The organism is Pollutimonas bauzanensis, from assembly GCF_040393045.1.
GTDB classification, from domain to species: domain Bacteria; phylum Pseudomonadota; class Gammaproteobacteria; order Burkholderiales; family Burkholderiaceae_B; genus Pollutimonas; species Pollutimonas bauzanensis_A.
In genome coordinates this window covers 1-18,730 of record NZ_JBEBUX010000076.1, presented here as the reverse complement: position 1 = coordinate 18,730, position 18,730 = coordinate 1, and the positions used below count along the sequence as shown (strand labels likewise).

The following is an 18,730-nucleotide window of genomic DNA, read 5'->3' as shown; positions in this document are numbered from 1 at the left end:
CTCTGGCCTTTCGCCATACTCTCTCTTCCTCCCCGCGCACCCTGGCCGAGCGCGAAGCGATTTTGGCCAGCCCGGGCTTCGGCAAGCACTTCACCGATCACATGGTCGCGATTGATTGGACGCCAGCACAGGGTTGGCACAATGCGGAAGTCCGGCCTTACGGCCCGCTGATGCTTGATCCAGCAGCGTCGGTCCTGCACTATGCCCAGGAAATCTTCGAAGGGCTGAAGGCCTTCCGGCATGCCGACGGTTCGGTCTGGACATTCCGCCCCGAGGCCAACGCGGCGCGCATGCAGCGTTCTGCGCATCGCCTGGCGCTTCCTGAATTGCCCCAGGATGTGTTCGTCGAGTCGTTGCGCCAATTGGTAAAAACCGACGCTACCTGGGTGCCTTCGGGGTCCGAGGCCAGTCTTTACATCCGTCCGTTCATGATCGCCAATGAAAGCTTTCTAGGCGTCCGGGCAGCACAGAAAGCGGCTTATTACGTCATTGCAAGCCCGGCCGGCCCGTATTTTGCGCAGGGCGTCGCACCCGTATCGATCTGGCTTTCGACCGAGTATGCCCGTGCCGCCAAAGGGGGCACAGGAGCAGCCAAGTGCGGTGGAAATTACGCTGCGTCGCTATTGCCTCAGCAAGAGGCGTCTGAACATGGCTGCGCCCAAGTCCTGTTTCTGGATCCGGTCGAAGGTAAATACCTTGAAGAGCTGGGCGGCATGAATATTTTCCTGGTGCGCAAGGACGGCACGCTGCTGACACCTTCATTGTCGGGCAGCATACTGGAAGGCATCACGCGTTTAAGCATCATCCAGTTGGCACGCGATCGCGGACACGCCGTAGAAGAGCGCAACATTTCCATCGACGAATGGCGTGAGGGCGTGGCATCCGGGGACATCAGTGAAGTGTTTGCTTGCGGCACCGCCGCAGTAGTGACTCCGATCACGTTGCTGAAAAGCAAGGACTTTACGGTCGGCAACGAATCCGCGCCGGCCGGCGAAGTGACGATGTCGCTGCGCAAAGAACTGACCGATATCCAATACGGCAAAGCACCCGACCGCCATGGCTGGATGACCCGCCTGGTGTAGATTCGTTGATTTACGTGTTGGGCGTCTAAACGGAGGCAAACGATGACACGGGTTCGCGTTGAGGGTTTTACCATTTCGCTCGACGGCTACGGGGCAGGTCCGAATCAAGACATCGACAATCCGCTCGGTGTTGGCGGGACGGAGCTGCACCAATGGCTATTCCCAACACGCACGTTCCAGAGGGCCTTGTTCGGCAAGGACAGCGGTACGACCGGAATTGACGATGATTTCGCCGCCCGCGGATTTCAGAATGTTGGGGCCTGGATTCTTGGAAGGAACATGTTCAGCCCCACTCGTGGGGGCTGGCCGGACACCAACTGGAAGGGCTGGTGGGGAGACAATCCACCATATCACGTTCCAGTCTTCATCTTGACCCATTATGCTCGGCCGCCCATCGAGATGGAAGGCGGCACGACGTTCCACTTCATAACAGACGGCATGCGCGAGGCGTTGGATCGTGCACGCGAGGCCGCTGCGGGAATGGATGTGCGGATCGGCGGTGGGCCGGACACAATACGGCAGTATCTTCGTGAGGGCCTCATTGATGAACTGCACATTGCTATCGCGCCTGTCCTGCTCGGCCGGGGAGAGCCGCTGTATGAAGGGGTTGACTTGCGGGCTCTGGGATACGAGTGCGTTGAATCCGTAGCCTCGGAGAAGGCCACGCATATTGTTTTACGGCGCCGTGGGTAGTGCGAACTATTTCTGAAGGAGCCCAAATGCAGCATGTCCTTGTCTACTCTGATTCGCTATCGTGGGGCATTATTCCTACTACACGCAACCGACTGCCTTTCGATCAACGTTGGCCGGGAGTGATGGAAATTGCGCTTAACGTCAAAGGGAATCATGTTCGCGTCATTGAAGACTGCCTTAACGGCCGGCGCACCGTCTGGGACGATCCATTCAAGCCGGGACGAAATGGGCTTACGGGCCTGGCGCAACGCATTGAAATCCACTCGCCGCTTGATCTTGTTGTGTTGATGCTGGGAACAAACGATTTTCAATCCATGCATCAACATAATGCCTGGCAGTCATCCCAAGGGATTGCGGCGCTCGTATCGGCCATCCGCTTTGCCCCCATAGAGCCGACGATGCCCATACCCCGAATACTGGTGGTTGCCCCGCCAGCCATCCAAACGCCGAAAGGACCGATTGCCCCCAAGTTTGAAGGCGGGGAACGTAAATGCATAGGATTGGCTGACGCTTATAAGCAAGTCAGCGCAGAGCTTGATTGTGATTTTTTCGATGCTGGCAGTGTGGTCACGTCCAGCAAAGTCGACGGCGTCCATCTCGACCTTGACCAGCACTTGGTTCTTGGTCAGGCTATCTCGGACGTTGTGAAGCCGTTGCTGGCAGAAAGCGGGCGCTAGTGGTTTCGTCTTTATCGAGTTGTTGAACCAGCATTTGTAATAGGCGTAGCACTTCTCTAGAGGCCCCTGTCATTGGATGTCGCGGTGTCGCGTCGACAAAGGTAACTTGCCGTACTACGGGGTGAGTGACAGGTATGGCAACTAGAAGGCCTGTTGCAAGTTCGTCTTTTACTGCGTGTGGTGGCAGTACGCTGTAGAGATTGCAATTGAGCACTGCGTCTTTAATGATTGCGCTGGTGCTGGCTTCCAGCACAACATTCAGTTGTAGTCGTTGCTTGTTGGCAATTTCGTCAAAGAATGAGCGCATGCTATTGGGCCGGGTTGGTAAGGCCAAGGGAAGCGCTCCGACTGTACTAAAACGTGCCGACTTGATGTCGGATACTTTGGATCCGGCTTTCCCGACAAGGCACATCGTGCTACTGAAGATGGCATCTTGAGTTTCCCGCTTTAAGGGGCGATACCGATTAAATATACCGATATCAACTCTGCCCTCCGCCAGCATGGTCTCAACCTCGCCGCTATAGGCCTCAAATGCGCGTATGTGTATTTCGGGAAATTCCTTTTGTAAACAATTAAGCAAAAGTCCGACAAGAGGCTTTGACATTGATGGTATCAACGCCACGTTGACTACCCCGGTTGGCCTATGCTGGATTGCTTTTGCAGCATCAAGCAACTCACGCGCTTCCCGCAGCATGATTTCTGTCCGTGGAAGTAAAGTCTGGCCGAGCTCAGTCAGTTCGACACCTCTGCCCGTACGATAAAAGAGCCGGCCTCCTAATATCGCTTCCAACTGGGAAATGTGCCTGCTCAAGGCTGATTGTGCAATGCCCATTGATGTGGCCGCACTCGTGAGGCTACCTCGCTCTGCCGCGTAAGCAAAGCATCGCAAACTCCTCAAATCCAACATAGAGCTATCTGAAATTGGCATGGCTGATATCTTAGTTATCTGTATTCAAGATTTGATCGACGGTCACTATACTCAAACGACCTTCTACTTTGCATCTTACTTGAATGTCCATGACCTCTAATATTACTGGCCCATTGCAAGGCCTTCGCATTCTTGATTTATCGACGGTTGTAGCGGGCCCGCTCGCCTCAACGCTTTTGGCCGACCTCGGGGCGATCGTGCTGAAAGTAGAGATGCCAGTTCAGGGAGACGGCCTGAGAGCGCTGACCCCACATAAAAATGGTGTGCCGCTTTGGTGGAAAGTCACTAATCGTAATAAGCGTGGCATTTCGGTGGACTTACGTCAGGAGCAGGGGCGAGAGCTTATTGGTAAGTTGCTACCCGAATACGATGTATTGGTTGAGAATTTTCGACCTGGTACGTTGGATGCTTGGGGGCTTACCAGAGAGTGGATGCACAGCATTAACCCTGGCCTGACTATTTTGCGTATCACGGGTTTTGGCCAGACAGGTCCCTACCGTAACAAGCCAGGCTTCGCACGCGTTTTCGAAGCGATGACCGGTTTTACCAATATCTGTGGCGCTGCAGACGGCCCGCCGATGCATATGGGCTTTCCGGTTGCTGACGCTGTTGCCGGATTGTTCGGGGCAGTGGGGATTCTTAGTGCATTGCATCATCAACATGCCACAGGTGAGCGCAAGGGACAGGAAATTGATTGTTCATTGATGGAGTCGATGTTCCGTATTTTGGATTTTTTGCCTATTGAATATGACCAGCTTGGTGTAGTGCGGCAACGCTCAGGTAATTTCAGTCAGTATGCATCGCCAGGTAATGTGTATCAAACTTGCGACGGCCGCTGGGCATCTATAGCAGCCTCCACGCAACGCATTTATGAGCGTCTTTGTACAGCACTTGGCCGTCCCGACTTAATTGATAACGCACTTTTTATCACTAACCAGATGAGAGTGGAGAATAGGGAAGCGCTCGACCAGATCATCAAAGCAGAGGTTGGCAAGCATTCGATTTCAGAACTGGCTGAACTGTTAGATAAGCACGAGGTCGGGTTCAGCCCTATTTACGATATAGCCGATATTTTCGAGGATCCGCAGTTTGCTGCCAGACAGGCCATTGTCGAAGTACACGATGAAGAGCTTGGACCTGTACGCATGCAGAATGTAGTACCTATTTTTTCGGAGACCCCGGGCGCCATTCGGTGTGCCGGACCTTCTCTAGGCCAGCACAATACAGAAGTTTTCCAGAGCCTGGGTTTGAGTGATGCGGATATTGCGTCACTGCGCGGCGCCAAAGTCATCTGAGATGTTGTAGTGCACTTTGAGTGGCCGGGCATGTCGTTAAATAAATATAAAGAGAAGAGGCAAAAAATGAAATATATGTCGCAGTTGCTTGTAGCATTATTGTTCAGCGTGTCTGTCAGTTTTGGCGTGGCAAAGGCCGCTTATCCAGATAAGCCCGTAAAAATTCTGGTGGGTTTTCCCGCAGGTCAAGCTACCGATAGCGTTGCACGTTTAGTGGCTGAGCGGCTTTCACAGTCGATGTCCCAGTCGTTTATTGTAGAAAACCGTCCAGGACAAGGTGGGAGTTTGGCGTTGGCGCAACTGGCCAGGGCGGCTCCGGATGGCTATCAAATGATGTTGTCCGCGACAGCCTCTCTTGTCACCAACCCTCATCTTTATAAATCGGTTGGCTATGACACTTTAAAGGATTTCGAACCTATAGGGCTGGTAGTGGATTTGCCCCTGGTTTTGGTTGCTACTTCACAGGCGCCTTTTGATACGCCAAATGAGTTCTTCGCTTACGCAAAAGCACATCCAGATAAACTCAATTTTTCATCTTCAGGCAATGGCACTTTGTCTCATCTGGCGATGGAGCTACTCCAACGCGATAAGAGCATTTCCTTGATACATGTGCCATACAAAGGAAGCCCGCGTGCCATGGTGGATCTGGTGGCAGGAAATGTATCGGTTGGCTTCGATACCATCGCAGTGACTAAACCGCTGATTGACGCCAAGCGTCTGAAACTGCTCGCCGTAGCAATGCCTGAGCGCATGGCACTTTTACCCGATACTCCTACCATGATCGAATCGGGCGTACCGAATTTTGTTGCGAGTGCCTGGTTAGGGATGCTGTTTCCAAAAGGAACGCCAACGGAAATTGTCAATAAAGTAAATAAGGAGCTTCAGCTAATCTTGGAGGACTCAAAAATCCAGAGCGCTTTGCAGTCAATTGGTGCTGTTCCGCGGCCCTCATCGGTTGAGGAGTTTGCGAAATTACTTAATAGCGATTACCTCAAGTGGGGCGAAATTGTTCGCGAGTCGGGAGCAAAAGTTGACTGAGTGCCCACTAATCCATCTGTCCCCGCTGGAATATATATCTTCAAGTAGACAAGTTTTTAAGTTGGATTCAATAAAGGAAAACCATGTTTAAAGCTATCGTTTTGCGTCAAAACGAAGACGGAACCACGCATCCCTCCGTTGAAATGGTTGATCGATCCTTGCTACCCGAAAGCGAAGTAGAGCTGAGTGTTGAATATTCAACACTGAATTATAAGGATGCGTTGGCTATCACGGGTAAAGGTCCGGTCGTACGTAAATGGCCTATGGTGCCCGGCATAGATCTGGCCGGGACGATTGAGCGGAGCAATGACGCGAACCTGAAGCCGGGAACATTGGTTCTGGTCAATGGGCATGGAATGGGGGAGACACATTGGGGCGGGCTAGCGCAGCGTGCATGTGTGCCATCCGCGTGGTTGACTGTATTGCCAGAAGGGCTGTCTGCGCGCGACGCAATGGCCATTGGGACAGCGGGCTATACCGCAATGCTTTCAGTCCTTGCATTAGAGCGCCATGGCGTTACGCCCCAGAGCGGCCCGATATTGGTCACAGGAGCCAATGGTGGGGTCGGCAGTTTTTCTATTGCCTTGCTAGCCCGACGCGGTTACCAAGTGACGGCGTCGACTGGGAGAATGGGGGAGGCAGACAGGCTTCGTTCCTTAGGTGCCAAAGAAGTTATTGATCGTTGCTCTTTGGGCGAAAAGGGAAAGCCCCTGCAAAAAGAATTATGGGCGGGAGCGATCGATAGTGTGGGTAGCCACACGCTGGCTAACGTCTGTGCACAAACTCGGTATGGCGGTGTTATCACTGCCTGCGGGCTAGCGCAGGGCATGGATCTTCCAACAACCGTTGCCCCGTTTATTCTTCGAGGTGTTTCATTGGTCGGAATTGACAGTGTCTATGCTCCCAAGCCAATTAGGGATAAGGCTTGGCAATGCCTGGCAGAAGAAACGGATGCAGCATTACGCGATCAAATCTCTGCTGAAATATCTTTGAATGAGGTTATAGAAGAGGCGGGAAACCTGCTGGCAGGGCGTATTAAAGGACGCGTTGTTGTAAAGGTGGATACTTGATCTTTCCAACCACGCGTCCAACGTTGCCGAGAACCTAGAGTTCAGTTCCTAACGTCGGAAAAGAAGGCTCTTTACTTTACTTATCAAAGAGTGCTTGCAAGTCCGCCTGGCCCTTTACACCCCCCTGTAGGGCCAGCATCAGCAGGATGCGTGCTTTGGGCGGGCTTAGATCATCCGCCATGACGGCGCCTGCATCAGCAAGCGTTTTCCCGCCACCTTCGAAACCATAGTTGGGCAATACCCGTCCGTTGTACACACGCGTAGCGATCACAACGGGGATATCCTTTGATATCGCATACTTCACCGCTTCAAACATGGGCTGATTCATGTTGCCCATGCCGAGCGCCTGCACCACGATACCCTTGACGCTGCGGTCCACCGCATTGCGTAGCGCGATGCCGTCCGCACCGCCGTACATCGGGAAAATTTCGACCGCCGGCATTTCCTGCTCGTTGAGCGCCAAGTGCTGCCTGCGAACCGGCTGGTAGGCATAGATTACGCGATCAGGATAGACTTCCCCGATGAAGCCAAAATCACCGGAATTAAAGGTTTCTACATTCGCGGTATGCGTTTTTCTGACGTAGCGGGCGGCATTGATCTGATTATTCATCGCGAGTAATACGCCCTTGTTCCTGGATTGTTCGTCTACGGAAATACGAACAGCATTCAGCAGGTTGCGCGGCCCATCGAAGTCAGGCGACGAGGCATTCCGCTGCGCTCCAATCAGGGTGACAGGTTTTTCAGATTTGATGGTCAGGTCCAGCCAGAACGCGGTTTCCTCAAGGGTGTCCGTACCGTGCGAGACAATCACGCCTGCAACTTCAGGCTGGTCCAGTGCTTTTTGCACTGCCTTTGTCAGCTCTACCCAGCGCGGTGGATCCATATAGTCTGATGGCACGTTGGAAAGGCTGTTGACACGTATCTCTGCATACTTGCCAACATCAGGTACGGTGGCCAGCAGGTCTTCTCCGGAAATGGCAGGCACGGGCGCCCCCTTGACCGGATCAATCTTCATGGCGATGGTGCCGCCGGTTGCAATGAACTGGACGACTGGTTTTTGCTGCGCCGCTGCAGTGGTGGCTGCTGTCAAGAACAACAGACCCGATATAAGTTTATTAAGCGTCACCTTCGATCTCCCTTTTATATGTGGCATTCGCGCCAAGTCAGCCGTGCCATATGGCAAATCGGTTAAGTCTTGCTGCTTCTTATGGCGACGTAAATGAGGGTTTGTCCGAGGGTGGGCAGTCCCGTTACGCTGCGCTTGGCTGGCGTAACGGGCAAACGATCTATTTCCTTTCGCTTTCTACCGTCATGTCCAATACATACGCATAGCGCGATGCATCGGCGGGCGGGTTGGCGCGGTTGTAGCGTTTGACGCGCAGAATGTTGCGCACGCCGGCTTCATGTTGATAGCCTTCTATCTCGTCGTAGAACAGTTCCCATTCGCCCAGCTTGGTCTTCAGGCCGGCTGCATCATATTCAACCGTGCGTACTTTCAGGCATTGCTTGTCAGCGATCAGGGGGTGATGGCAGGGCGCCAACTGCGGCTGGACTTCCAGGAAGACGGTTTCACCGGCGGAGCCATATTTGGTTTCGTTGGTGGGTTTGCCGTTAAGCACCCATTGGTCGCCATCATTGAATTTCAACGTTAGTACCGGAGCCTGGGTTGAGCCCTGCGGGACCGCGCCGGTAATGCCCCAGGACGCGATTTTTTCCAGACGGGTGCCGACTTCTTGTTCGTATTTCATCAGGGCAGGGTCTTGGCACATGCGCAGCGTTCCGACCACTTGCTGAACTGTCATCTTGTGGCCATTGATGTTGTAGCTGGCGCCAAGGGTGTTGCACAATCCGCTGACGACCAGGCGCTGATCCGCGAAAGTCAGTTGTACGGGCTTGGCTGGCGCTTGTTCCAATTGCCAATGGTAGGCAGTAAGGGTGTCAGCCGATGCTGCCGTGTCCGGCGTTGCGCCGCCTTGTTGGGCGCATGCCGCCAAGCCTTGGAGTGCCAAGGCGGAGCATAGCCAGAAGATAGAACGCTTCATATGATGTTCCATTGTGTCTAGAAAATAAGAAGGTCTTGTTGTACCCGAATAGCCGGTGAGCGGCAAACCGGCGCTTGATCAGGTAACAAAAGGCAAGCACTGGCGTTATTCCGATCGTGCGATGCTTTCCGCCAGCGGGACGTCGCGCAGCAACAGGCAGAAGATGATTGATGCGCTGGCGATGGCGGCGGCAAGCATGAATATTTTTTGAAAAGCGTGCTCTACCGATGCCATAAGCTCATTTCTTATCATCGAGCTCAAGTCAATTTTTGCTTCGCCCATCATCGCTTTGATGATCTCGGCGCCTGATAGCGAGCCTAACGAGGAGGGCGCCATGGTATGCAATGTTGCCATAAGAACCGCCATCAGCACGGCGATGCCGATAGCAGCCCCCAAAGACCGGCTGAACACAATAACGGCGGTGACGACCCCGACATGTCTCTGCGCCACGGCGTTTTGTGCCGCTACGGTAGTGGTAGGCAGCTGGACGCCTATTGAAATACCAATCGCGGCGACGCAGAACAGGTTCAAGGCTGTGGTGTGAGTGTCAATGAAGGCCAATCCCAACATGGCAGTTGCAACGCCTATGGCGCCGCATAGCTGAATGCGTTTGACCCGGCCGATGTAAGCAGAGAGTTTGCCGCCAATATATGCGCCGACCGGGATGCCTAACGAAAAAGGCAATAACAGCAGCGCTGCCGTGTCGGCCCGGACGCCCAACAGCATTTGAGCCCGCAGCGGTATCAGCACAGACATCGATATGATCAGAATGAAGGCGATGAACATGGCCGCGCACGACAGTGAAACCGTTGAATTGCGCAAGATAGCCAAGGGCAGCAGCGGTTCGATGGCACGTCTTTCCTGCCACAGGAATAATACGAGCGCCACGCCGGTGGCGATCAGCAATTGCACGTTCAGGCTGTCCAGCCATGGTGCACCTTGGCCTACACGGGTAATGCCCACCAATAAGGGGGTCAAGGCCGCAGTCATTAATACCGCACCGGGATAGTCGACGGGGCGCTTGATGCGCGGAACAGGGAGTCGCGTTAGGGCGCGACGCGAAATGATCATGGCTGCAGCGCCCAGGGGGAGGTTGATCCAGAATACCCAGCGCCACGACAGGTAGGATGTCAGGATGCCGCCCAGTAATGGGCCCGACACGCTGGCTACCGCGAATGCCGCACTGATATAGCCTTGGTAGCGGCCCCGATCCCTGGGCGCGACAACGTCGGCAATAATGGCCTGGGCTACGGAAATCAAGCCGCCTCCGCCCAGCCCTTGCAGAATGCGCGCGGCCACCAGGAAGGGCATGCTTGGCGCCAAGGCGCAGGCAATCGATGCAAGCAGGAAAATGGCAATGGCGGATGACAGTACGACGCGCCGCCCGTACAAATCGCCCAGTTTTCCGTAAATCGGTGTAGCTACTGCCACGGCAATTAGGTAACCCGAGACCACCCAAGCCAGAAGATCTACCCCCTGCAGGTCGGCGGCCATCATGGGCAGCGCGACCGAAATGATGGTCTGGTCCAGAGCGCCCAGCATAATTGCCAGCATCAAGCCCACGATAACGGAGCGCACTTCGGCGGGTGAAAAAACTTTAATGTCCGGCGCTTTATTCTGGCTTGACGCGACGTTGTTGCCTTCGCCGGCCAGGGTTGTGTGGACCAGGCGCTGGTTTGCTTCATTCATTATGGGTTCCTCGCAGGCGCAGATATGCGACCGCCTCGTTGACGGTAGTTTACCCGCTACGAACGGCATGTTCCCAGGCTACCTGTGAACGGCTGTTAACAAATCTCCTTCGTTGGTTAACAAGAGTGGGCTGCGCGTTCATGGCGCATTTGTACACTTGTTTCAATGAGGTAGGTTTCATACGGAAGCCGACGTTTAGCGGGGATTCATTATGCAGTTCACAAGACGACGATTTCTTAAAACCACGGTAGCGTCGGCGGTAGCCGCCAATGGCCTGACCTGGTTCGGCGCTGGCGAAGTGTTCGCCGCAGATACCGTGACGATTCCCAGTGCAAGCCATTGGGGTCCGTTCAAGGCGGTGGTGAAGGACGGTGTGTTGGTCGGGGTGCAGCCCTTGCCAGAGCTCGACGCCATGCCGACCAAGATGTTGACCGAAGGCTTGCTGGGCCGGGTCTACCATAAGACTCGCGTCAAATATCCCATGATACGCAAGTCGTACCTGGCTAATCCTACGGGCGATACCAAGCCGCACTTGCGCGGTAAGGAGCCGTTTGTGCGCGTTAGCTGGGACGAAGCCCTGGCAATCACCGCTAATGCCATTCTGACGACAGCCGAAAAGCACGGCAACCAGGCGTTGTTCAGCGCCTCGTACGGCGGCTGGTCGCATGCCGGGTTGTTGCGCCCGCAAGTGTTGCAGGGCCGGTTGTTCAATCTGATTGGCGGACATTCAGTCACCACCGGAGATTATTCCGCAGGTGCGTCGCAAATCAGCTTGCCGCATATCATTGGCGACATGGAAGTGTATTCTCCGCAAACTGCCTGGGAAGTCGTCGCGGAAAAGACCGAGGTCATGGTTTGGGTGGGTTGTGATCCCTGGAAGAATAACCGGGTTGAATTCACAGTGGCCGATCACCAGATGTATCCGCGCTGGCAGAAGATAAAGGAAAGGGGCGTCAAGTTCATTTCCATCAATCCGCAATATACGACTACCGATGTAGCCATGGATTCGGAATGGGTGAAAATCGTCCCGAATACGGATACGGCGTTGTTCCTGGCCATTTCTTATCATGCCTACACCACAGGCAAGCATGACCAAGCATATCTGGACAAGTACACGGTCGGGTTCGATAAATTCCTGCCTTACCTGCTGGGCAAGGATGCCGACGGCACGCCGGCCAAGACGCCCGAGTGGGCAGCCGCGATTACGGGGATTCCCGCGCAGAAAATCATCGAGATGGCCGAGCTTTTCGCCAGCAAGCGCACGCAGTTTGCTTTGGGCTGGTCGTTGCAGCGTGCTCACCATGGCGAAATGCCGCATTGGGCCGCCGTCAACATGGCTGCCATTCTGGGCAAGATTGGCAAACCCGGCGAAGGCGTGGGCTTCAGTTGGCACTATGGCGGCGGCGGTATGCCGCAGTCGACCAAGGTCATGCCTATCGGCATTCCGCAGGGCCGTAACCCGCTGACGACGCGCTGCCCGGCATCGCGAATCAGCGAAATGTTGCTCAACCCCGGCAAAAAATACACCCGTGACGGTACAGAAGATACCTTCCCCGACGTCAAGCTGGTTTATACATCCGGCAATAATGTGATGTCGCACCAGCAGGACACTAACGAGCTATTGCGCGCCCTTAACCAGCAAGTGCAAACGTTTATTTGCCAAGATCCGTGGTGGTGCGCCTCGTCGCGGTTTGCCGATATCGTGCTGCCCGCTACATCCGCGCTGGAGCGCGATGATATGAGTTCGGGCGGTACCTACGGCAACGACAAAATCTATGCCATGCGCAAGGTTATCGAACCTTACGGCGAAAGCCTGGATGACTTCGAGATCTTCAAGCGTCTGGGTGATCTGATGGGGGTTGGCTTCCAGTTCACCGAAGGCCTGACGGTCGAACAGATCTTGAAGAACGCGTATGCCCATGCCGATCCTGGCGTACCTTTCGAAGAGTTCTGGGAGAAGGGCCATGTCAAGCTGGATGTGCCCGAGCCCATGCGTCAATGGGTGCGCCATGGCGATTTCTATACCGATCCGCAGAAATACCCTTTGCACACCAAGTCCGGAAAAATTGAACTGTATTGCGACGTGATCGACAAGGCCAATGTCGCTGATTGCCCGCCCATTCCGAAATTTCTGGAACCCATCGAATATCTGGGGAATGCCAAGCCAGGGCAGGTTCACGTTGTGAGTCCGCATCCGTTCAATCGTCTGCATTCGCAAATGGCCAATACGGATCTTCGTAACGAAGAGCATATCCAGGGACGTCAGCATGTGCTGATCAGTATCGAGGACGCTAAGGCCAACGGCATTAATAATGGTGACTTGGTCGAGCTTTTCAATGAGCGTGGTGCGGTAATCGCTGGTGCTCGTGTCACCGATCAGATCATGAAAGGCGTAGCCAGTCTGGAAGAGGGGGGCTGGATACAATTGGACTCGAAGGGCCGCTGTAATAGCGGATCCATCAACGTCATCACGACCAGTGTTCCCGCCAGCGGACTCAGCCAGGCAACCAGCGCGAATACCTGCATCGCCAGTCTGAAAAAATGCACGGACCCAGAGTCTGAGAATCGCGCCTTCGAGCCGCCTGTTATTGAAGAGTCGAAAGACCTGGCGTTGAATATAGCAGCAATGGACCTGGGTACCCGTGCGTTCAACTTGAAAGGCGCTACGCTGGGCACCATGACGCCAGGTGAAAAGTTGTTCTATGGCCGATGCACGCTATGTCACGTTGCGCGTGAGCCCGGCGACTATACAATGAGTCAATGGATGGGTATTACGCAAAGCATGTTCCCGCGTGCAGGTCTGGATGACGCGGAGAGAAAACTGGTATTGGAATTCCTTGCCAAGAATGCAAAGGATGCCGTGCCCGGCTAACCAGAGAACAGTCTGGTGCTAACTTCGCATGCTATGCAGCCCGGCCGCAAGGCCGGGCTTTTCTTTGTCAACTGTTGTCATGAAAAGGGAAAATTATTCCTACGGTTTATTGGATAACCTTGCTGTGCATGGCTGTTGTTATTCTGGCCTGGATTTACTTTGTATGCCGCTTGGTCAAGCGGTTTAACGGGCTGGAGGAACGAACCCGGGTTCCGCTTGAGCGCGAGGTAGCCAGACATTCTCGGGCACTGCAAGAGTCTACCGAGGCGAATACGGCCAAGAATGTATTCCTGGCATCGCTTAGTCACGAACTGCGCACGCCGTTGACTGGCATCAGCGGTGCTGTGCAGCTGCTGAAGGAGACCGGGCTGGACACGCGCCAGCGCGAATATGCACGCATGATTTCCTATGCGAATACGACTCTGCTGGAAATCCTGGACGATATGCTGACTTTCTCGCGTATTGAAGCGGGAAAGATTGATACACAAATACTGCCCTTTAATTTGCGCATCGCTATCGATGACATGATGTCGCTGCAAACTATACAGGCGCAAACTCGCGGCGTGGCATTGATTCGCGATGTTGACCTGGATGTGCCTGATGTGCTTTTTGGTGACCGCCGCAAGCTGAACCAGGTGTTGCTTAATATCATTGGCAATGCTATTAAGTTCACCGATGAGGGATCCGTCACGGTTTCGGTCAGTCGCCGCAATTTGGCTAGCGGAAAAGTGCAGTTGAGCTTTTCGGTAACTGACACCGGTATTGGTGTGCCTGCTGATCAGTGCGAGGAAATATTCAAGCCTTTCGTTCAGGCCGAAGATGTGGACGGAGGCCGTCGCGGAGGCACTGGCTTGGGATTGGCTATTTGCCAACGGTTGATTCAGTCCATGGGCGGCACGATATCGCTGGTTAGCGCGCCGAACGAAGGCACATGTGTCAGCTTTTGTCTGGATTTTGAAATCGCACTGAACCCGCCCGAGTTTGCGGACGGAAACCTTGATGGGATACTGACGGACCAGTTGCGCTCCCTGACGGTATTAGTGGTCGAGGACGACGAGATTCATCGGCTGGTATGTACTCGATATCTGGCGCTGAATGGCCATCATCCGTTGGTGGCAGGGGACGGGCGCCAGGTGCTGCATATCATGCAAGGGCAGCAGCGTACCATCGACGCAATTCTTATGGACTTGAATCTTCCGGGTATTTCCGGCATAGACCTGGCCCAGCAGATTCGCGAGCTGGATGGGATGCGGTGGAAAAACGTGCCAGTTATTGTGATGTCGGCGGATGTTTCACACGATGCTATGGAACGCGCCTTGATTTCTGGCGCATCGGCTTTTCTGAGTAAGCCTTTTACTTCTGCAGAGTTGAATAGCGCACTACATTTGGCGACGGCCGGCCCCACCGGCGTTGTGGTAGTCCCAGAGCCGGTGCGTCGTGCGAGCATACAGGCAAACAGGGTTGATCCGGCATCTTTACTGGATATGGCCTGGATCCATGCCGAGATTGAGGATTTGGGCGTCAGCATGCTGTTGGAGTTGTTGAATATGTTCCGGTCCAGCATTGCAACGACGCTGGGCGAGATCAGTACTGCAGCGGCACATCGGAACTGGACATCTGTTTCGGCGTGCGCGCATCGATTGCAAGGCGCAGCTGCCAATCTGGGCATGGTTCGCGTTATTGGAACTGCACGCAATTTGCAAAAAGTAGCGGCCGAGAGGGCAGTGGACACAGCCGCGGCGGCGAGGTTGGTGGACGAGCTTGAATTGCTATGTCAGGATAGTTGCGACGCGTTGCGGTTAGTGGTGTTAGGCGTTGGCGATCAAAGCATAACCCTCGCTACGCACCGTAACGATTAGCTGGGGGTTTTTAGGGTCAAGCTCCAGTTTTTTGCGTAACCTGGATATCAGTACGTCTATGCTGCGGTCTGTTGCGTCCCATGGACGCTGGCTTACGCTCTGCATTAGTCGTGCGCGTTCTATGGCAATGCCGGGACGGCGTGCGAGTGTGGTGAGCAAGTCCATTTCGCCCTTGGGAAGCATTATTTCTTCGCCTTTGTCGTCCAGCAGCTTGCGGTAGGACAGATCCAGAGTCCAGCCTCCGAATACGCGCTGATTTCCATCGGACTCTGGACGTCGGCGGTACGTTTCCCGTAAAACGATTTTCACGCGCGCCAGCAATTCCCGCGAATTGAATGGCTTAGTCACATAATCGTTGGCGCCGGACTCCAGACCTACGATCTTATCTACGTCGTCATCGCGCCCGGTCACAAGAATGATGCCCAGGTAATCGTCGTGAGCACGCAACTCGCGCGCTAGCTCCAGTCCATCTTTACCTGGCAGACCCACGTCTAACAATACTAGCGCGATCGGATCGGTTTCAAACGCACGCCACATCTCCGAACCATTGTTTGCTACTGATACCGTATAGCCGTGGCCTTCGAAGTAGGCTTTGTGCCGGGCGCAGGTTATCGCGTCGTCGTCTACAACAAGCAATTTGATGGGCGTGTTCATCTTTTGAAAATCAGTGATCGGTGTGCTGTGGTCCCGCAAGAGCGGCAACGGCAAACGCCGATTATAGGCCTGGGGTTCCATGAGGTTTCAACTATCTATTCTTGTTATGGATATACAGGCACCCATTTATGCACAGATGCGTAGCATTCGTGCATTAAATTCGCACCAACCTAGTGCATTCCCTAAGTGTTAGCTTATGAAAAATCATGCACAATGCGTTCCATGCAGGTGAGGAGACAAAGCCCTGCATGGGCAAGCCGATAAATCGGTACATAAGAAAGTTGCAGGTCCCATAAAAAATATAAAGGCACAAAGGCCGATAACAATGTTATCGGCCTTTGTCATTACAGCCTGCAAAAGTCCTGGTCAGTGCATGGCGGACTTTGAAAAGACATTCAGTACCACGACCCCGGCGACTATCATTCCGATTCCTATCAGCGCGGCGGTATCCAGCGTCTGCTTGAATACGACGTAGCCTATCAGTGAAATCGCCACAATACCCGCGCCCGACCAGATTGCATAGGCTACGCCTACTGGAATGGTTTTCAGAGTAAGGGCGAGAAAATAAAATGCCACCACATAACCCGTTGTGGTGACAATCGCAGGGTAAAGACGTGAGAACCCGTCGGATGCTTTCAGGGCGGTCGTGGCGATAATTTCCGCGGTAATGGCAATCGCCAGGTAAAGCCAGCTCATATTATTCCTTTCGTCACTGCTTATATATAGTGCTATTCAAGTACCGTCGCCACGCAACAGGACTTGTACGGCCCCCGATCCACCATCGTGCTCGGCACATTCAGCATAGGCAAGGACATCGGCCATCTGGCTCAGCCAGCGCCTGACGGTTTGCTTCAGTATGGGCTCCCCGCCTTTAGAGCCATACCCTTTACCATGAACTATCCGCACGCATTTTATATGGTGGGTCAGGCAAGACGATAAAAAGCGATCTAACCGGTCCCGGGCCTCTTCCAGCGTGTTGCCATGCAAATCCAGGGTGGCACCTATGAGCCATTTCCCGCGTTTCAAGCCTTTGATCAGGTCGGGGCCATGTCCAAGACGTACAAAACTGGCATCGTCACTCTCGACGTTAGCAGGGGCGTACTGGTCGGATACCTGGGCAAGCGCTTGGCGGTCAACGCCTACGGCTCGCTCCCGCCGCTCGCGCAGTATGGCGCTGGGCGCCTGGGCGACAGGTGGCAGGATGGCCCTGCGAGTATCTTTTATTGGTTGCACGCTTTTCATTGCCCGCCGAAAAAGCGTTTTGTCGTCCGGATCAATGGCAGGGACGAGCGGCTTGCTGACGCGGGGCTCGCGCATTCCTGCCGGTTTAGAAGCATCTGGATGCGTTTTTTGACTTGCGCGAGCCAACATGCCGCGTAAGCCTGCAAACTGTGGCGACAGCCGGGCCGACCTGGCGCTGGCGCCAGGCCCCTTCTTATTCTTAGTTGCCCGCATTCTCCAGCCATCGCTGTGCGTCCAGGGCGGCCATACAACCTGTGCCGGCGCTGGTGATCGCCTGGCGGTAGACATGGTCTTGAACGTCGCCGGCAGCAAATACGCCGGGTATCGATGTCATGGTGGCCATGCCGTTTAGGCCACCCTTGGTGATGATGTAGCCATTGGCCATGTCGAGCTGGCCTTCGAACAAGCCGGTATTGGGCTTGTGGCCGATTGCAATGAATACGCCTGTAACCGCCAAGTCTTCGGTGATGTTGGTTTGGTTGTTGCGCAGGCGGGCCCCGGTAACGCCGGTTTGGTCGCCCAAAACCTCTTCCAGTTCGTAAAACAACTTGAGCTTGATGTTACCGTTAGCAACTTTTTCCATCAGTTTGTCCAGTATGATGGGCTCTGAACGGAATTTGTCGCGGCGATGCACCAAGGTGACGCTGCGGCAAATGTTGGATAAATACAATGCCTCTTCGACAGCGGTGTTGCCGCCGCCCACAACGATAACATCTTGATTCTTATAGAAGAACCCGTCGCAGGTGGCGCAGCCGGAAACCCCTCGGCCCATGAAGCTTTGTTCGCTTGGCAAGCCAAGGTATTGCGCTGAGGCGCCGGTGGCGATGATCAGCGAATCGCATGTGTATTGGGCGCCAGTGTCGCCGGTAAGCGCAAAAGGGCGCTTGGACAGGTCGACGTTGGCGATATGATCGAATACCATCTCGGTGTCGAACCGCTCGGCGTGGGCCTGGAAGCGTTGCATCAGGTCCGGGCCTTGCACCCCTTGGGCGTCGGCGGGCCAGTTGTCCACGTCGGTGGTCGTCATCAGTTGACCCCCTTGTTCCAATCCGGTAACCAGTACGGGATTCAAGTTGGCGCGAGCCGCATATACGGCGGCGCTATAGCCGGCTGGGCCTGAGCCTAGAATCAAAACTTTGGCGTGCTTGGGAGTCGTCATTGCAAAAAATCCGAAAAACATGAACAGCCAATTATAATGAGTCTATGGCTAGATTACCTGCTACATCACCTCGCTCCTCGCGCAACGTGCGCAATGGGCCTTCTCCCTTGCAGTCTCGACTGTCAGGTTTGCTTCGCGAAGCGCGCTGGATCGTGTTCGCCGCGCTTGCGGCATGGCTCGGATTGGTTCTTGCAAGTTGGAACCCGTCCGACCCGGCGTGGTCGCATTCGGTTCATGCTACCGCCACCCTGAATCGGGGCGGGACGCTGGGGGCGCACATTGCCGACTTCCTCTTGTTCCTCTTCGGGTATTCGGCGTGGCTGCTTGTAGTCCTGCTGGCGCAACGCGTGGTGGTGGGGTTTTACCGGCTCACCAATGTTTTATTGCCGAAGGCGCAACCGGAAGCGCTGCCGCGTGTCCACTGGGAGGT

General features: G+C 54.5%; 17 protein-coding genes. 9 read left to right on the top strand and 8 right to left on the bottom strand.

Annotated features, from left to right (window positions below):
* Window positions 1–2: 2 nt before the first annotated feature.
* The 3 genes from ABWO67_RS12615 to ABWO67_RS12605 are packed head-to-tail and all read left to right on the top strand — an operon-like array spanning window position 3 to window position 2,452.
* Entirely contained in the window at window positions 3–1,082 is a 1,080-nt protein-coding gene (locus ABWO67_RS12615; RefSeq protein ID WP_353152067.1) for a branched-chain amino acid aminotransferase, read from the top strand.
* Window positions 1,083–1,124: 42 nt separating this feature from the next.
* Complete coding sequence (locus ABWO67_RS12610; protein WP_353152066.1) at window positions 1,125–1,775, top strand: dihydrofolate reductase family protein; 651 nt, start codon at window positions 1,125–1,127, stop codon at window positions 1,773–1,775.
* A gap of 26 nt (window positions 1,776–1,801) precedes the next feature.
* Window positions 1,802–2,452 carry an SGNH/GDSL hydrolase family protein gene (locus ABWO67_RS12605; RefSeq protein ID WP_353152065.1) on the top strand — a complete coding sequence of 217 codons (651 nt, stop codon included), beginning with the start codon at window positions 1,802–1,804 and terminating at the stop codon, window positions 2,450–2,452.
* Here ABWO67_RS12605 and ABWO67_RS12600 read toward each other — a convergent pair.
* Entirely contained in the window at window positions 2,406–3,359 is a 954-nt protein-coding gene (locus ABWO67_RS12600) for a LysR family transcriptional regulator (RefSeq protein WP_353152068.1), read from the bottom strand. The two genes, ABWO67_RS12605 and ABWO67_RS12600, sit on opposite strands and share 47 nt — an antisense overlap.
* Before the next feature lie 110 nt (window positions 3,360–3,469).
* Between ABWO67_RS12600 and ABWO67_RS12595 the strand changes: the two genes are divergently transcribed.
* From ABWO67_RS12595 to acuI, 3 genes are all read left to right on the top strand, one after another.
* The gene (locus ABWO67_RS12595) at window positions 3,470–4,675 is read left to right on the top strand and encodes a CaiB/BaiF CoA transferase family protein (protein ID WP_353152064.1); all 1,206 of its coding nucleotides are present in this window, start codon (window positions 3,470–3,472) and stop codon (window positions 4,673–4,675) included.
* Window positions 4,676–4,705: 30 nt separating this feature from the next.
* Entirely contained in the window at window positions 4,706–5,713 is a 1,008-nt protein-coding gene (locus tag ABWO67_RS12590; RefSeq protein WP_353152063.1) for a Bug family tripartite tricarboxylate transporter substrate binding protein, read from the top strand.
* An 83-nt stretch (window positions 5,714–5,796) separates the two neighbouring features.
* Window positions 5,797–6,783 (top strand): acrylyl-CoA reductase (NADPH), encoded by a 987-nt coding sequence (gene acuI, locus ABWO67_RS12585; protein ID WP_353152062.1) that lies wholly within the window; start codon window positions 5,797–5,799, stop codon window positions 6,781–6,783.
* A 76-nt stretch (window positions 6,784–6,859) separates the two neighbouring features.
* On the opposite strand, the gene ABWO67_RS12580 is transcribed toward acuI, so the two are convergent.
* From ABWO67_RS12580 to ABWO67_RS12570, 3 genes are all read right to left on the bottom strand, one after another.
* Window positions 6,860–7,909 (bottom strand): asparaginase, encoded by a 1,050-nt coding sequence (locus ABWO67_RS12580; RefSeq protein WP_353152061.1) that lies wholly within the window; start codon window positions 7,907–7,909, stop codon window positions 6,860–6,862.
* Window positions 7,910–8,069: 160 nt separating this feature from the next.
* Window positions 8,070–8,825, bottom strand: coding sequence for a DUF4377 domain-containing protein (locus tag ABWO67_RS12575; RefSeq protein WP_353152060.1), 756 nt, complete (start codon window positions 8,823–8,825; stop codon window positions 8,070–8,072).
* 105 nt (window positions 8,826–8,930) lie between these two features.
* Window positions 8,931–10,514, bottom strand: a complete 1,584-nt coding sequence (locus ABWO67_RS12570; protein ID WP_353152059.1) for an MDR family MFS transporter — start codon at window positions 10,512–10,514, stop codon at window positions 8,931–8,933.
* 211 nt (window positions 10,515–10,725) lie between these two features.
* Here ABWO67_RS12570 and ABWO67_RS12565 point away from each other — a divergent pair, with 211 nt between their 5' ends.
* Both ABWO67_RS12565 and ABWO67_RS12560 read left to right on the top strand, forming a co-directional pair.
* Entirely contained in the window at window positions 10,726–13,386 is a 2,661-nt protein-coding gene (locus tag ABWO67_RS12565) for a molybdopterin-dependent oxidoreductase (RefSeq protein WP_353152058.1), read from the top strand.
* Window positions 13,387–13,514: 128 nt separating this feature from the next.
* Window positions 13,515–15,245, top strand: a complete 1,731-nt coding sequence (locus ABWO67_RS12560) for an ATP-binding protein (protein ID WP_353152057.1) — start codon at window positions 13,515–13,517, stop codon at window positions 15,243–15,245.
* On the opposite strand, the gene ABWO67_RS12555 is transcribed toward ABWO67_RS12560, so the two are convergent.
* From ABWO67_RS12555 to trxB, 4 genes are all read right to left on the bottom strand, one after another.
* Window positions 15,195–15,899 (bottom strand): response regulator, encoded by a 705-nt coding sequence (locus tag ABWO67_RS12555; protein ID WP_502930011.1) that lies wholly within the window; start codon window positions 15,897–15,899, stop codon window positions 15,195–15,197. The genes ABWO67_RS12560 and ABWO67_RS12555 overlap by 51 nt on opposite strands.
* A 366-nt stretch (window positions 15,900–16,265) precedes the next feature.
* On the bottom strand, window positions 16,266–16,595 hold the full coding sequence (locus tag ABWO67_RS12550) for a DMT family transporter (protein WP_353152055.1): 330 nt from the start codon (window positions 16,593–16,595) through the stop codon (window positions 16,266–16,268).
* 36 nt (window positions 16,596–16,631) lie between these two features.
* Window positions 16,632–17,354, bottom strand: a complete 723-nt coding sequence (locus ABWO67_RS12545) for a Smr/MutS family protein (protein ID WP_353152054.1) — start codon at window positions 17,352–17,354, stop codon at window positions 16,632–16,634.
* Window positions 17,341–18,300, bottom strand: a complete 960-nt coding sequence (gene trxB, locus ABWO67_RS12540; protein ID WP_353152053.1) for a thioredoxin-disulfide reductase — start codon at window positions 18,298–18,300, stop codon at window positions 17,341–17,343. Before trxB ends, ABWO67_RS12545 begins: the two co-directional genes overlap by 14 nt.
* 44 nt (window positions 18,301–18,344) lie before the next feature.
* Between trxB and ABWO67_RS12535 the strand changes: the two genes are divergently transcribed.
* Window positions 18,345–18,730 (top strand): DNA translocase FtsK 4TM domain-containing protein (locus tag ABWO67_RS12535; RefSeq protein ID WP_353152052.1); only part of this gene is annotated, 386 nt, incomplete at its 3' end.

Bases quoted from the DNA above. Each gene is read 5' to 3' on its own strand.
- ABWO67_RS12550 (WP_353152055.1), bottom strand. From the start codon at position 16,595: ATGAGCTGGCTTTACCTGGCGATTGCCATTACCGCGGAAATTATCGCC.
- ABWO67_RS12575 (WP_353152060.1), bottom strand. From the start codon at position 8,825: ATGAAGCGTTCTATCTTCTGGCTATGCTCCGCCTTGGCACTCCAAGGC.
- trxB (WP_353152053.1), bottom strand. From the start codon at position 18,300: ATGACGACTCCCAAGCACGCCAAAGTTTTGATTCTAGGCTCAGGCCCA.
- ABWO67_RS12610 (WP_353152066.1), top strand. From the start codon at position 1,125: ATGACACGGGTTCGCGTTGAGGGTTTTACCATTTCGCTCGACGGCTAC.
- ABWO67_RS12595 (WP_353152064.1), top strand. From the start codon at position 3,470: ATGACCTCTAATATTACTGGCCCATTGCAAGGCCTTCGCATTCTTGAT.
- ABWO67_RS12565 (WP_353152058.1), top strand. From the start codon at position 10,726: ATGCAGTTCACAAGACGACGATTTCTTAAAACCACGGTAGCGTCGGCG.
- ABWO67_RS12545 (WP_353152054.1), bottom strand. From the start codon at position 17,354: ATGCGGGCAACTAAGAATAAGAAGGGGCCTGGCGCCAGCGCCAGGTCG.
- ABWO67_RS12555 (WP_502930011.1), bottom strand. From the start codon at position 15,899: ATGAACACGCCCATCAAATTGCTTGTTGTAGACGACGACGCGATAACC.
- ABWO67_RS12560 (WP_353152057.1), top strand. From the start codon at position 13,515: ATGGCTGTTGTTATTCTGGCCTGGATTTACTTTGTATGCCGCTTGGTC.
- ABWO67_RS12590 (WP_353152063.1), top strand. From the start codon at position 4,706: ATGTCGTTAAATAAATATAAAGAGAAGAGGCAAAAAATGAAATATATG.
- ABWO67_RS12570 (WP_353152059.1), bottom strand. From the start codon at position 10,514: ATGAATGAAGCAAACCAGCGCCTGGTCCACACAACCCTGGCCGGCGAA.
- ABWO67_RS12600 (WP_353152068.1), bottom strand. From the start codon at position 3,359: ATGTTGGATTTGAGGAGTTTGCGATGCTTTGCTTACGCGGCAGAGCGA.
- ABWO67_RS12605 (WP_353152065.1), top strand. From the start codon at position 1,802: ATGCAGCATGTCCTTGTCTACTCTGATTCGCTATCGTGGGGCATTATT.
- acuI (WP_353152062.1), top strand. From the start codon at position 5,797: ATGTTTAAAGCTATCGTTTTGCGTCAAAACGAAGACGGAACCACGCAT.